Raw genomic sequence first — 14,359 nt, forward strand, 5'->3', positions numbered from 1 at the left:
GTCTTAGGATTTGACTGCATTCTCGGTTAAAACCGTCGGAACAATCAACCGATTCGGCAAGGTAAAGATAAATCTCGTCCCCAGACCGATTTCACTCATCACATCCAAACGTGCATCGTGATGGCTCAAAGCATGTTTCACTATTGCCAACCCCAAACCACTACCACCAGTTTGTCTTGAGCGGGCTTTATCCACCCGATAGAAGCGCTCAGTCAGGCGCGGCACATGTTCAGGGCCAATACCCGGGCCATTGTCACTCACCTGAAATTGCGCCCCTTGTGGGGTTCGCTGCCAGCACACCTCAATTTTGGTGCCATCAGGGGTGTGATTGACCGCATTGTAAACCAGATTGGAAACCGCACTGCGCAGTTGATCTTCGTTACCGAATACCTTCAGTTGATCATTAATGCGGAAGGTGATCTCATGACGCCCATTACTCAGCGCTTGCACTTCGTGTTGCAGCATTTTCAGCATGCGCGGAATATCGACCTGCTCATTCATATCCACATTAGGTGCAGCTTCAATTCGCGATAACGTCAATAATTGTTTTACCAGCCCATCCATGCGCTTGGTCTGTTCTTGCATCGTCCCCAGCGCTTTATCTCGTAATGGCCCGACCAACTCTTGGTCGTGCATCATTTCCAGATATCCCTGCAACACCGTCAAGGGAGTGCGCAGCTCGTGGCTCACATTGGCAAAGAAATTACGCCGCGCCCCTTCCAACTGGCGCATTTGAGTAACATCACGAGCCACCATAAGCAATTGCCCTTCTGAATAAGGCATCACGCGGAACTCAACGTAATAACCATTATTGAGTTGCAGGGTCAACGGGCGGGAGAACTCTTGCTGTTGCAAATACTGACTGAATTCGGGATAACGCAGCAAGTTGAGAATATGTTGACCATTATCCTCCGGCCAACGGAAGCCGAGCAATTGCTGAGCCAACCCATTACACCAAAAAATATTGCCATCAATGGTCGTCATAACCACCGCATCGGGTAAAGACTCAGCACCACTGCGGAAGCGTTTGATAAGTAAAGCCAACTCACGACGCCGACGGCGATTTCGCAGTTGCATCTGGTACAAGCCGTAAAATAACGGCTCCCAACTCCAACGCCCTGAAGGTGGTGTCATGCTGCGGTCTAACCACAGCCAGTGAGATAATTTGAGTTGGTTATAGAAATTCCACACCAGCGCCGCAATAACCGAGACTAATAATAGCCAGGGAAGGTACCCGATAAAGGCACCTAACAGTAATGCGGGCAGACAAAAAAGAGCCAGCTCTAAAGCCAGCGTTTTCCATGATAAACGTTCTAACACAACGAATTCTCCGGCACTGAAAACTCAGTAGCGCGTTGAGAAACGGTATCCGGTTCCCCGGACAGTTTGTACCATTCGGTCATGGCCATCAATTTCCAGCGCCTTACGTAGTCGACGGATATGCACGTCAACGGTGCGATCTTCTACATAAACGTTAGTGCCCCAAACATAATTAAGCAACTGTTCACGGCTGTAAACGCGCTCCGGATGAGTCATGAAAAAGTGCAATAATTTAAATTCGGTCGGCCCCATATCCAACGCTTGTTCATTCGCCATAACCCGATGCGAGGAGGGATCAAGGCTCAACCCTTGCATTTCAATCACTTCTTCAACCGCCATTGGCGATATCCGGCGCATAACCGCTTTGATACGCGCCACCAGCTCTTTGGGTGAAAAAGGCTTGGTAATATAGTCATCCGCACCCACTTCCAAACCACGCACTCTGTCTTCTTCTTCGCCACGCGCTGTCAGCATCATCACCGGAATATCTCGGGTCAGCGCTTCACGTTTCATATGTTTAATAAACTGAATACCCGAGCCGCCAGGTAACATCCAGTCCAACAACACTAAATCAGGGTAAGGCTCGGACAAACGAGTTACTGCACTGTCGTAATCCTCGGCTTCTAACGGTTGGTAGCCATTCTGTTCCAACACAAAACACACCATCTCGCGGATGGGTGCTTCATCTTCAACTACCAGTATGCGTCTTGCCATCATCAACCCTGCCAGTAAGTTAGTGGTCACTATTTGATTTCGGAAGCCATTATGCGTCAGTTTTGTGACATTTTTATGAAAAACATCACCCTCTTGCAAGCAATAAGCATAGTGATAAATTTCATGATAAATGCAAAATGCAGCACTCAAGTTTGCGAAGCGTCTCGGAGATTTTCTTCACAACCTTTTTTTAGCCGCGACATCCAGCAGGCAGCGTTTATAATCAGCGCCATTATCTTTAAAGGCAACCTGCCCAAGCGGGAGACTTATGCGCATTATTCATACCTCTGACTGGCATTTGGGCCAGCATTTCTTTACCAAAAGCCGTGCGGCTGAACATCAAGCATTCCTGCACTGGCTCATAGAACAGATCAAAGAAAATCAGGTAGATGCGCTGATTGTGGCAGGTGATATTTTTGATACCGGCTCCCCCCCCAGCTATGCACGTGAGCTGTATAACCGCTTCGTGGTTGAACTGCAACCGACGAACTGCCAGTTGGTTGTTCTGGGGGGCAACCATGATTCAGTATCAACGCTGAATGAATCTCGCGGCTTGCTTTCTTATTTGAATACCACGGTCATTTCCTGTGCCAGCAGCAATCTGGAGCAACAGGTTGTTATGTTAAAAGATCGCCAAAATCAACCTGCAGCGCTGCTGTGCGCGATTCCCTTTTTACGTCCACGGGATTTAGTGACCAGTCAGGCGGGTGAATCCGGAGGTCAGAAGCAACTGGCGTTGCAAGAAGCGATTGCTGCTCACTATCAGGCGCTCTATCAGCGAGCCGTCGAGCTGCGTGCCGAGTTAGGCCTGCCCTTGCCGATTATTGCTACCGGGCATTTAACTACGGTGGGTGTCACTACCTCGGACTCGGTTCGTGATATTTACATCGGCACATTGGATGCTTTCCCAGCCCAGGCTTTCCCCCCGGCAGATTATATTGCTCTGGGCCATATTCACCGTGCCCAGCAAGTAGCAAAAACCGAACATATCCGTTATAGCGGCTCGCCAATTGCACTGAGTTTTGATGAGTTGAGCAAAGAGAAAAGTGTTTATCTGGTGGAGTTTGTCCAACAAGCACTCGCCTCAGTGACCCCGCTCTTCATCCCACAATTTCAGCCAATGCAATTAATCAAAGGCGACTTAGCGCAAATAGAGCAACAGTTGGCTAAATTTGCCGACCACCAGGGGTTACCGGTGTGGCTGGATATCGAAGTTGCCACACAAGATTATCTCACTGATATTCAAAGGCGAATTCAGGCACTAGCCGCAGAACTCCCCGTTGAGGTGGTGCTCTTACGCCGCAGCAAAGAGCAGCGTAATAACAGTATTGAGCGGCAGGAAAAAGAAACACTCAATGAACTGAGTGTCACTGATGTATTTGAACGCCGGCTGGCGCTAGAGACGGATTTAGCCGAACCACGTCAAGAGCGCATGCGACAGATGTTTAATCTGGTAGTTGAAGATATCACGCAAGGTAAAGATGCCGCCGAGGAGCAATCTGCATGAGAATTTTAAGTCTACGGCTGAAAAACATTAATTCTCTACAGGGTGAATGGAAGATAGATTTCACCGCCGAACCGTTTGCCAGCAACGGGTTATTCGCGATAACCGGCCCGACCGGGGCAGGGAAAACCACCCTGCTCGATGCCATTTGTCTCGCGTTATACCACCAAACCCCGCGGTTGAATGTCACTCCCAGCCACAACGAACTGATGACTCGCCACACGGCGGAGTCACTGGCTGAAGTCGAGTTTGAGGTAAAAGGAGCGCGTTACCGTGCTTTCTGGAGCCAGCGGCGCGCTAAAAATAGCCCGGAAGGAAATCTGCAAGCACCTAAAGTTGAGCTGGCGCTATGCGAAAACGGCAAGATCCTGGCCGATAAAGTGCGCGATAAGCTTGATATGGTTGCGGCAATCACCGGGCTGGATTTTGGCCGTTTTACCAAATCCATGATGCTGTCACAGGGGCAATTTGCTGCTTTTCTCAATGCTGATGCCAATGACCGCGCGGAATTATTGGAAGAATTAACTGGCACTGACATCTATGGCCGGCTGTCTGAACATGTATTTGAGCAACATAAGCAAGCCAAGATCGCACTTGATGCATTGCATCAACGCGCCAGCGGTATTGAGCTGCTAAATGAAGAGCAGCGTGCAGCTCTGGTACAACAATTAGATGAGCTCAGTGTACAAGAAAAGCAACTTGCCTCAGAACAACGGGTCAATCAAAACCAAATAAACTGGCTCATCGGTTGGCAGCAACAGCAAAAAAATGTGTTGGAATATCAACAGCAGCAGAAAATCATTGAGCAAGAATATCTGCAAGCACAGCCCGAGCTGCAACGCTTGGCCCGTAGTGAACCAGCAGAAAAGTTACGCCCCCTATTACGTGAGTGTTCCCGTAGCCTACAGGATTTGCAGCAGATACAACTGCGTATCACCACACTGACGCAGCAGCAACAGCAACTTCAGACACAACTGACGCCACTAGCTCAGGCGCTGGAGCAAGCCAATCTTGCCCGCCAGCAACACGCTGCTAATCAGCATGAGCAAGAAACACTGATCGAGCAAAAAGTTGTTCCGCTAGATAACCTTATTGCTCAGCAGCAGCACTCATTAATGCTACTTGGTACGCAACTGGAACAGTTACGCACCAAAGAACAGCAAAGTAAACAACAGCTTGAACTGAATGAACAACAGTTCAAGCAAGCTCGCCAGCGCCTGCAACAACTGACTGAGTACACCCAGCAGTATGCCCACCATCAACACTGGGAAAAAAACCTGCCTTTGTGGCGTGAACAGTTCCGTCAGCTACAAATACAGCAACAACAATCAGTTGAAAGCGAACAGCAGTTGCAGCAGCAGGCCACGTTACTGGCAACTTTACAACAGCAAATTGACACGCTGAATGAACAAGATAAACAGCAACAAGCGGCATTAATACAAGCCCACTCGCAGACCGGTAGTATTCAGCAACAATTGTCAGCACTTGAGCAACAACAACCCTCCGCGCAGTTACGCCAACAACTCATCGAACTACAGCAACAACGGCCTGTGCGCCAGCAGTTAGCGGCATTATCGCCATTGGCGCAGCAAGTTCAGGCGTTGCATGATAAACAGCAACAGCAGTTTGTTAGCCAGCAGCAACAGCTAAAACTGCTTGAGCAGCAATTGGCCGAAAAACGTCAGTTATATAAACAACAAAAACAGCATCTAACTGATCTGGAAACTTTGCTTGAGCGCGAAAAGCAAATCGTCCGGTTAGAATCGGAAAGAGCCAAACTACAGCCCGGAAAGGCATGCCCATTATGTGGTGCATTGGATCACCCGGCTATTACCGAGTATCAAGCCGTAAAACCCTCAGAAACGGCGGTGCGAGTAGAAGAACTGCGACTTCAGGTTGAGCAACTTTTCACTGCGGGAACTGAATTACGCACTCAGGTCGCAAGCATGCAGCAGCAACAGTTGCGTCTGGAGCAAGAGTTACAGCACAGCCAGCAACAACTGACAGATTATCACCAGCAATGGCATGTACTAACACAACCACTGGCGCTAACATTTGCGTTGAATGAACCTGTGGCCTTAATAACCTGGTTGGAACAACAAGAACAATCAGAGCAAGCCTGTCAGCTAAAACTGGCAGAATATGAAAAGCTTAATCAGCAATATCAACAAGCCAAAGATATTCTGACTCAAGCAGAACAACAGCAGCAAAAACATCAGCAGCAATTGGCCTTAATCAGCCAGCGGCAACAAGATGCCGGGCAAGCGCACCAAAAGTTACTTGCACAGCATCAGCATCAACTGGTTGAATTGGCAAAAACACGTCAAGACTTTAGCCATGCTCTGGCTGAGCTATCGCTATCAATGCCGGAGGCAGACCAACAACAGCGCTGGCTGGCACTGCGGGAAGAGGAAAATCAGCGCTGGCACCAGTATCAGCAGGAACAACAACAGTTGGCGCTGGGGCAAAAAGCACTGGAAACACAGATTGAAAATGAATGTCGCCACTTGCAAGAATGCATTGATCAGCTATCTATACTCACACAGCAACATCAGCAGGCCGAAACACTGTTGCAGCAACAAAAGCAACAACGCCAGGCGCTGTTTGGTGACCGCAGTGTGGTTGAAGCCCGCCAGTTATTACGCCAACAACAGCAACACGCAGAGCTGGCTCAACAAAACGCAGCGCAAGCCCTGCAACAGGCGCAATCTCAACTTAACTTGCTCTCCGGCGAGCTGGCGGGGTTAGAACAGCAGTGCAATCAAAATCAACAACGAGCCACCGCTGCCCAAGCTGAATTACAACAAGCACTGGCAAGCAGTGAATTTGATGATGAGGCTGCATTAACCGCCGCACTCTTGAGTGAGGAAGAAAGGCAGCGTTTGCAGCAATTGCAACAGCAACTGAGTGAGCGCCAGCAACAGGCCAATATCCGTCACCAACAAGCCAGTGAAGCATTGGCTCAACTGATACAATCTTGCCCTGATGGTGTCGATCAAGCATCTGAATTGGCAGTATTACAGCGGCAATCAGAACAATTATTGGCCCAACTGAAGGCCAATACCTTACGGCAAGGCGAATTACGCAATCAGCTAGAAAGCGACATAGTTCGCCGTCGCAACCAACATGCACTGTTTGAGCAAATTGAACTTAGCCAGCAACAATATGATGATTGGAGCTATCTCAATCACTTAATTGGATCGAAAGAAGGTGATAAATTCCGCAAGTTTGCACAAGGTCTGACACTCGACCATTTAGTCTATCTGGCAAACAACCAACTCAGCCGTCTACATGGGCGCTATCAGTTACAGCGTAAAACCAATGACGCGCTAGAACTGCAAGTGGTGGATACCTGGCAAGCGGATGCTATCCGTGACACTCGCACCTTGTCAGGGGGAGAAAGCTTCCTGGTCAGCTTAGCGCTGGCTTTGGCGCTATCAGATCTCGTCAGCCATAAAACCAGTATTGATTCGCTGTTCCTCGATGAAGGTTTTGGCACATTGGATGCGGAGACACTGGATACTGCACTGGATGCCCTTGATAGCCTGAATGCATCGGGTAAAACTATTGGCGTTATCAGTCATGTCGAGGCGATGAAAGAGAGAATCCCCGTGCAAATTAAAGTGAAAAAAGTCAACGGATTGGGCGTTAGCCGTTTAGATAACATCTTCCGGGTCAATCAAGACTAAGCATTTAGCGTTACAGCCAGGCAGCAAGTGAGCAAATCCCGATGAACTTATTTATATCAGGTCAATGACAAGTCAGTGATTCGGGTGCGCGAGTGTAGCTAACAACGCTGTGGCATCAAGGACGAAGGGCAGGCCACAACCAAGCGGCTCCTCGCACCCCACTAGAATCCCCATGCACAGCTTTGCGAATCGGGGTTTCACACTCACCGCCAAATACCCAGGGGCTAATTAACGCAGGCAATGTTTTATACAGACGATCGACATTACTCATCCCGCCACCTAATACCACAACATCAGGGTCAAACAGGTTGATAACATGGGCTAATGACTTGGCCAAGCGGCACTCATAGTTGACCATTACCTGCTCAGCCAGCACATTACCTTGTTCAACTAACGCCATAATTTCATGCCCCTTCAGCGGCTGACCGCTCAAGCGAAAATAATCCGTAGCAAAGCCTGTTCCGGAGACAAAGGTCTCAATACAGCCTGATTTCCCGCAATAACAAGCCACTTCCTGCTGATACTTGTGCTCCTCATCATCCTGCCACGGTAATGGGTTATGCCCCCACTCGCCGGCGATACCATTACCACCAGCATGCACACGCCCATCAATGGCGATACCGGAACCACAACCCGTACCAATAATGGCCGCAAACACCAGATGCTTTCCAGCGCCTGCTCCATCCGTTGCCTCAGAGACAGCAAGGCAATTAGCGTCATTCGCCAGACGCACCGGCCGAGAGAGTAGCGTTGACAAGTCTTTATCCAGCGCTTGTCCATTCAGCCAGACTGAATTGGCATTTTTTACCTTCCCGGTGAAAGGAGAGAGTGTGCCTGGGATACCCACGCCAACACTGCCCTGCTCCCCAGTAGCCTCTTCTGCGTCGGCAACTAATGCCGCAATCGCCTGCAAGGTTTTTTGATAATCATGACGCGGGGTGTCGACCCTTTTACGAAAAAGCTCCTGCCCATCATTCGCTAAAGCAATAACTTCTATTTTGGTGCCACCCAAATCTATACCAATGCGCATAGCGCCTTACCTCATCAACAGGATTATGTAGTGATAATAAAAACGGCTTCTTTTAGTTTGGACAATACCTTGCTACGACACAATCTCTGTCACGCGTAATTTTGTGTTTTGCCGTATTTGAATCCTGTGAGATATGAATCAGCTTCAGTGAGTTACCCAACAGCACTGTTATTTTCTTATTCTTTTACTAGGGGCCAACGCCTCAATTCGTTATCATGCCGCCCTGCGTTTGATTAACTCGCGCGCTCCAGGCGCGCCCGAGCCAGGGATAACACTATGCTGTGGTTTAAGAATTTAATGGTTTACCGTTTGAGCCGGGAAGTTTCGCTGTCTGCGGATGAAATGGAGAAACAGTTAAGCGCCTTCAGTTTCACACCGTGCGGCAGCCAGGATATGGCAAAAACTGGTTGGGTATCACCGATGGGTTCACACAGCGATGCCTTAACTCATACGGTTAATGGTCAAATCGTCATTTGTGCGCGTAAAGAAGAGAAAATCTTACCATCGCCAGTCATTAAGCAAGAGTTGCAAGCCAAAATTGAGCGGTTAGAAGGTGAACAACATCGCAAGCTGAAGAAAACGGAAAAAGACTCATTAAAAGATGAGGTCTTGCACAGTTTATTACCACGTGCATTCAGTCGCTTTAACCAAACCTTCCTATGGATTGATACCGTCAATGACCTGATTATGGTCGATGCCGCCAGTGCCAAACGCGCTGAAGATACCCTGGCATTACTGCGTAAAAGCCTGGGTTCTTTGCCGGTCGTCCCACTGACGTTAGAAAATCCTATTGAGCTGACCTTAACTGAGTGGGTTCGCAGCAAAGAATTACCGTCTGGCTTTGCATTGATGGATGAAGCTGAACTGAAAGCTATTCTGGAAGATGGTGGCGTGATCCGCTGTAAAAAACAGGATCTGTTCAGTGATGAAATCGCGGTGCATATAGAAGCGGGTAAATTGGTCACTAAGTTGGCGCTGGATTGGCAAGAGCGTGTTCAGCTCGTTCTGTCCGATGACGGCTCGCTAAAACGCCTCAAATTCTCTGACACTCTGCGTGAACAGAACGAAGATATTGATCGGGAAGATTATGCGCAGCGTTTTGATGCTGATTTTATTCTGATGACCAGCGAGTTGGCTGCTCTGATTAAAAACCTGATTGAAGCCTTGGGTGGCGAAGCCCAGCACTAATATCGCCGTAGCTTTAAGCACCCGAAGTAAGCCCTCTCTGTGTTTGAGAGGGCAAATTCAAAAATCAATTAGCTCAAATATTTACACAAATACGAAGATGCTTCAGCAACTTGCAGATTAAATTCACTTTCCCCAGGGATATAGAAAGTTTCACCTGGTTTGAACACTTCCCAGCCAGATGAGCCAGGAATCAGTACTTTTAAACTACCGGTGATCACCGTCATCTCTTCCGGTTTAGCGGTACTAAAGGTGTACTCGCCCTTTTCCATCACCCCAACGCTAGCCTGTCCAATGCTGTCACTGTCAAAACCAATAGATTTCACTTTCCCGGTAAAATACTCATTAAATTTCAGCATAGTTTTGCACCCGCGTCTTAATCAAAATTGAGCTTTCATATTAGAGGCACTATAAATGTTCTGTCACTGATTATTATGGCGAAATGGGATCATAACCGGATTCACTGTGGCGGTTGCAGAGAAAGCATACGATTTAGCCACCAGCAAACACCTTCACAGCATAGGGTGAAGGTTCACAGTACGAAAACGAGGGGGATATTAAAGATTGCGCAGAATGTACAGTGCCAGCGAGGTTTCAAACACCACAATCAATATTGACCAGAATGCTGGCATAAAATTGGTGTGTTGATGGATAAAGCATTTGAAGGTTTTCATCGGCCCGCCTTGGTGGCCTTGCCATAAGAGGCATTAATTAACGCAAGTAATTTACGTTAAAATGATTACGTAAGTGATAATTGTACGCTTCGTATAATTAACAGGCAATCAGATAGGCGAGCGATTCATTCTTTAAATAACGTATCTTGCAAATCAGACCGACTGGCTATTTCACCTTCTCATCAGCCAGTATGTGCAAAATCTGCTCAACAACCTCTTCTGGCGGTTGAGTAGCATCCAGCACATGATGCGCAACCTCCAGATATAGCGGCTCCCGACTAGCCAGTACATCCAGCATTTCTTCAACAATCGGTTTGCCGGTCAAACTTGGCCGCTGAGCATCTTCTGGATCTTCCGCCAATCGTTCTGCCAACACATGAGCCGATGCACGCAAATAAATAACCACCCCATGTTGGCGCATAAATGTACGGTTATCATGGGATAACACTGCGCCACCGCCGGTCGCAACCACGGTTTTAGGCGCAGTTACGGTCTGTAGGGCCATACTTTCTCGCAGACGGAAACCATCCCACCCCTCGCGGGCAACAATTTCGGCTACACTCGACTGCAAAGTTTGCTGCATAAACAAATCGGTATCAATAAAGCGATATCCCAACGCCTGTGCCAACGCTTTCCCTATTGTTGTCTTACCTGCACCGCGCGCGCCGACCATAAAGATAGTCTGTGTCATTACTTGAAAGTCCTTTCGCATCCGCTTTTGAGGATAAATTCTCAATATCAAAAAACCGGCCACTACTATTGGCCAGCCAAACTGGATTAACACTCAGCCCAACGCTGTTGGTGCAAATCATACCTATAATTGAGGGTAGTGCAAACTTTACAATATTGTAAAACTAACGATACAGCTAATAGATAGCCTATTGCACTATCACCTGATATGCATTAATTCGCACATCGGGTGATAACCGGAATTAGAAATCAACGCTGGCACGCAAAACAAACTGCCGAGGCTCACCGACAGCAACACGCAAATTACCGCCACTGGATGGGTAATAGGTTTTATCAAAGAAGTTTTTCACATTGAGTTGCCATTTCACCCGATAATTATTTATCGGCAATGAATAGGAAATAAAGGCATCAGCCACCGTGTAATCATCTAAGGTAAAACTGTTGGCCGCATCACCGGCTCGCCGCCCAACATAGCGTGCGCCGGCACCAATTCGTAAGTCATCTCCGCCCTGCCAACCGGTCGATCCCAATGCTTGCGTCAGAAATATAGAGGCACTATTACGGGCCACATTAGTCATCTGATTGCCTTTATTATCAGGATCTTCTGTAACTCTGGCATCAGTATAAGCATAAGTGGCAATCGCACTTAAATTATCGGTCAATTGCCCTGCGACATCTAACTCAACCCCCTGCGAACGCACCTGACCCGCAGTCCGAGTCACAGTTTCTCCATTAACTAACTCATTGACCATGACATTACGTTTTGCAATATCAAACAGTGCCAAAGTCCCCGTCACCCCATTGACTAATTCCACTTTGCTGCCGATCTCCCAAGACTTTCCTTGTTCCGGCGGCAGCGAATCAATCTGGGTGGCAATAGATGAATTAGGTTTGAAAGACTCACTGTAACTGCCATATAAAGAGACTTCTGGCGTCAGCTTATAAACCACTCCGGTGCGGGGAACTAATTTGCTATCAGAGCTATCAGTATTGGTAATGAATGGCCGGCCTTTACCCGCAAAAACATCAAAACGATCGTAACGTAAACCTGCCAGTACAATCCATTTATCGGTTAACTCAATGGAATCTTGCATAAACCAGCCATAGCTTTTCAGGTTTTCACGCTGGTCACTGTCTTTAGCGCTAACAGCCGTTGAAGGTGGCATCAAACCGTATACGGGATCATAGATATTAAAGTTTGAGTCCTTTTTACCGCGAATCATATCACCACGATATGTGCGGTTATCTTCATAATCAAAACCAAACAGCATCTGATGACCCATGCCGCCCAAGTCGAGGTCACCATTGAGCGTCATCTGCACGACCTGAGCGCGGCTAACCGCACTGGCAGTGGCGTCGGCCTGACGACTCAATACGCCAGTAATGGGATCTAGCAATAATGCACGGGCCTGGTTATCACTATAACGATTGCGGTTATAGGCGTAAGTCAGGGAACTTTTCCAATTATCATTCAGCACCTGATCAATTTGCAGCGTGATATTGTCCTGATCGCCACGAGTGGCGTTATAGGTTTCATCAAAGCGGCGGTCACGCGGAGTATCTACCGGTTTCCCGGTGCGGCTATCAATAATGGTGCCGCGATCAAAGGGGGTGAGATATTCCATATGCTCATAAGCCACACGCACTGTAGTTGTGTCACCAAACCACATAACCGATGGCGCAACGACTGTTTGACGATTACGCCCAAAGTTGCGCCAATAATCCGTTTCGTCGTGATCGACAATCATTCGATACGCGAAACCAGATTGCCCCAATGGGCCAGTGACATCCAACTGCCCGCCGCCGCCTTTAAAACTGCTGCCCCACCCTTCGATATGTGTTTGCTGCACTAACTGTGGTTTCTTGGTAATCATATTGATCACCCCACCCGGCTCCCCCATGCCATATAACATTGAGGCCGGGCCTTTCAGCACTTCGACCCGCTCCGTGGTGGGGGTGAAATTACGTGCCTGGGCTGAGCGCACCCCATCGCGTAAGATGGAGCCATCACGGTTATCACCAAACCCACGTTTGATCAGTGCATCTTGCGTTCCACCCAATGTATTCGATTGAGTAATACCGCTGACGTTATACAGCGCCTCATCAATGTTTCTTGCTGCCTGATCACGCAATACTTGCCGTGGAACCACATTAACCGCCTGCGGCACATTCAGCAGATTGGTTTCAGTGCGCGTCCCGGTAACACTGCTGGTTGGCTGATAGCTTTGTGTGTCAGCTTCACGCTGCTGCCCAATCACCACTATTTTGGTTTTTTCTTCGCTATTCTTAGTTGCTGCTTGAGAATCAGCAGCTTGGGCCATTGGCCCCATGACAAGCAGCGGCAGGCTGCACCAGTACCGATGCTGGCGCTTAATTATTTTCATTTTCTAACTGACTCCAATAAATCCCTGAGAAAGGTAACGGCAAAAATTGTTGATATAATTGTTGGAAAGTTTGTTGCGGGTTGATATCGGTAAAGAGGTCTGGATAGAAGGCCTTAGCAAACATTTCTACTGCCACAACGTGATAGGGGCTGAGGTAGAAATTGTGCCAGATACTGTAGGCCCGCCCCTGTGTTACCGCGTTAAGATGAGAGAGGATCGGTTGTTCTGATAGCACCTGTTGGAAGCTGTGCTGTGCCTGTTCAGCATTAACCAGCGGCCCTAATTGTAAACTTGAGAAGCGTTTTCCGGTCGGGCCTGCCATGCCTGTTGCAATATAAATATCGGGATTGGCTTGCAGCACATTTTCTGGATTCAGCTCACCATAAACAGTATTAATTCGAGAAATGGCAATATTGTCGCCGCCGGCAAAAGCAATCAAATCGCCAAGATTGCCTTTAGAGGCCGTGGTACAACAACTTTCACGTCGCCCAAGATGCAAATGCAACATGACCGTTGGTTTTCGCCCTTGATAATGGGCAAGACGTTGCTGGATAAGTTGCATATGCTGCTGATAGAAATTGATAAATTGTTCAGCACGGGCTTGGCGATTAAGCACTTCGCCTAAAAGTTTAATACTGGGAATCGTGTGTTTTAACAAATCGACCCGCAAATCTACATAGATAACCGGAATACCGGCTTTCGTCAGCCCCGCAAGCACCCCGTCATCGCCCTCAGCGCGGGCAAATCGCGGCAGAATAATCAGATCAGGTTGTAATTGAATTAAACGCTCAACATTTATCTGGCGAATATTTCCACTACCAATTATTGGAATCTTGGCGATTTCAGGGAATTTTTGGGTGTAAAGCTGCCAGCTTTGCGCATCAAAACGCTCAAGATCTGCGGGCCAACCAATAACACGCTGTGCAGGATTGCCGGGTTCTAATAACGCCAATGTATATAACATCCGGCTTTCACCCAGAATAATACGCTGCGGGTTATCCGGTACGGTGACCTGACGACCGAGAATATCGGTAACACTTTTTGCCTGGCTGGTGAGAGTGAAACTTAACAGGCAAAAAACCAATAGAATTTGAAAATAGCGCATGCACATCACATAATCTAAAAAAACAGGTGCGCATGGTAATCATTATCATTGATATTTTCAATTG

10 protein-coding genes are annotated in these 14,359 nt (G+C 48.0%); 3 read left to right on the forward strand and 7 right to left on the reverse strand.

Going from position 1 to position 14,359, the window contains the following annotated elements; genetic code table 11:
• Nucleotides 1-3 precede the first annotated feature (3 nt).
• Both phoR and phoB read right to left on the reverse strand, forming a co-directional pair.
• Nucleotides 4-1,320, reverse strand: a complete 1,317-nt coding sequence (phoR, locus tag HU019_RS13515) for a phosphate regulon sensor histidine kinase PhoR (protein ID WP_174849416.1) — start codon at nt 1,318-1,320, stop codon at nt 4-6.
• Between the two features lie 24 nt (nt 1,321-1,344).
• Nucleotides 1,345-2,034 carry a phosphate response regulator transcription factor PhoB gene (gene phoB / locus HU019_RS13520; RefSeq protein ID WP_026018045.1) on the reverse strand — a complete coding sequence of 230 codons (690 nt, stop codon included), beginning with the start codon at nt 2,032-2,034 and terminating at the stop codon, nt 1,345-1,347.
• A gap of 268 nt (nt 2,035-2,302) precedes the next feature.
• Here phoB and sbcD point away from each other — a divergent pair, with 268 nt between their 5' ends.
• On the forward strand, nt 2,303-3,541 hold the full coding sequence (gene sbcD, locus HU019_RS13525) for an exonuclease subunit SbcD (protein ID WP_174849417.1): 1,239 nt from the start codon (nt 2,303-2,305) through the stop codon (nt 3,539-3,541).
• Entirely contained in the window at nt 3,538-7,227 is a 3,690-nt protein-coding gene (locus HU019_RS13530) for an AAA family ATPase (RefSeq protein WP_174849418.1), read from the forward strand. The genes sbcD and HU019_RS13530 overlap by 4 nt, the downstream gene beginning before the upstream one ends.
• A 115-nt stretch (nt 7,228-7,342) precedes the next feature.
• Here the strand turns inward: HU019_RS13530 and mak are convergent, their stop codons facing one another.
• Nucleotides 7,343-8,257: a fructokinase gene (mak, locus tag HU019_RS13535; RefSeq protein ID WP_174849419.1), complete on the reverse strand. Its 915-nt coding sequence runs from the start codon at nt 8,255-8,257 to the stop codon at nt 7,343-7,345.
• Between the two features lie 276 nt (nt 8,258-8,533).
• On the opposite strand from mak, the gene rdgC reads away from it, so the two are divergent.
• Entirely contained in the window at nt 8,534-9,445 is a 912-nt protein-coding gene (gene rdgC / locus HU019_RS13540; protein WP_174849420.1) for a recombination-associated protein RdgC, read from the forward strand.
• Between the two features lie 68 nt (nt 9,446-9,513).
• On the opposite strand, the gene ppnP is transcribed toward rdgC, so the two are convergent.
• The 4 genes from ppnP to HU019_RS13560 all read right to left on the reverse strand — a co-directional run bounded on the left by ppnP (nt 9,514) and on the right by HU019_RS13560 (nt 14,295).
• Nucleotides 9,514-9,801, reverse strand: coding sequence for a pyrimidine/purine nucleoside phosphorylase (gene ppnP / locus HU019_RS13545; RefSeq protein ID WP_025377381.1), 288 nt, complete (start codon nt 9,799-9,801; stop codon nt 9,514-9,516).
• Between the two features lie 481 nt (nt 9,802-10,282).
• Entirely contained in the window at nt 10,283-10,807 is a 525-nt protein-coding gene (gene aroL / locus HU019_RS13550) for a shikimate kinase AroL (protein WP_174849421.1), read from the reverse strand.
• A 241-nt stretch (nt 10,808-11,048) separates the two neighbouring features.
• Nucleotides 11,049-13,190 carry a TonB-dependent siderophore receptor gene (locus HU019_RS13555; protein WP_174849422.1) on the reverse strand — a complete coding sequence of 714 codons (2,142 nt, stop codon included), beginning with the start codon at nt 13,188-13,190 and terminating at the stop codon, nt 11,049-11,051.
• Nucleotides 13,177-14,295, reverse strand: coding sequence for an ABC transporter substrate-binding protein (locus HU019_RS13560; protein ID WP_174849423.1), 1,119 nt, complete (start codon nt 14,293-14,295; stop codon nt 13,177-13,179). Before HU019_RS13560 ends, HU019_RS13555 begins: the two co-directional genes overlap by 14 nt.
• Between the last annotated feature and the right edge of the window lie 64 nt (nt 14,296-14,359).

The organism is Yersinia artesiana, assembly GCF_902726545.1.
Lineage (GTDB): Bacteria > Pseudomonadota > Gammaproteobacteria > Enterobacterales > Enterobacteriaceae > Yersinia > Yersinia artesiana.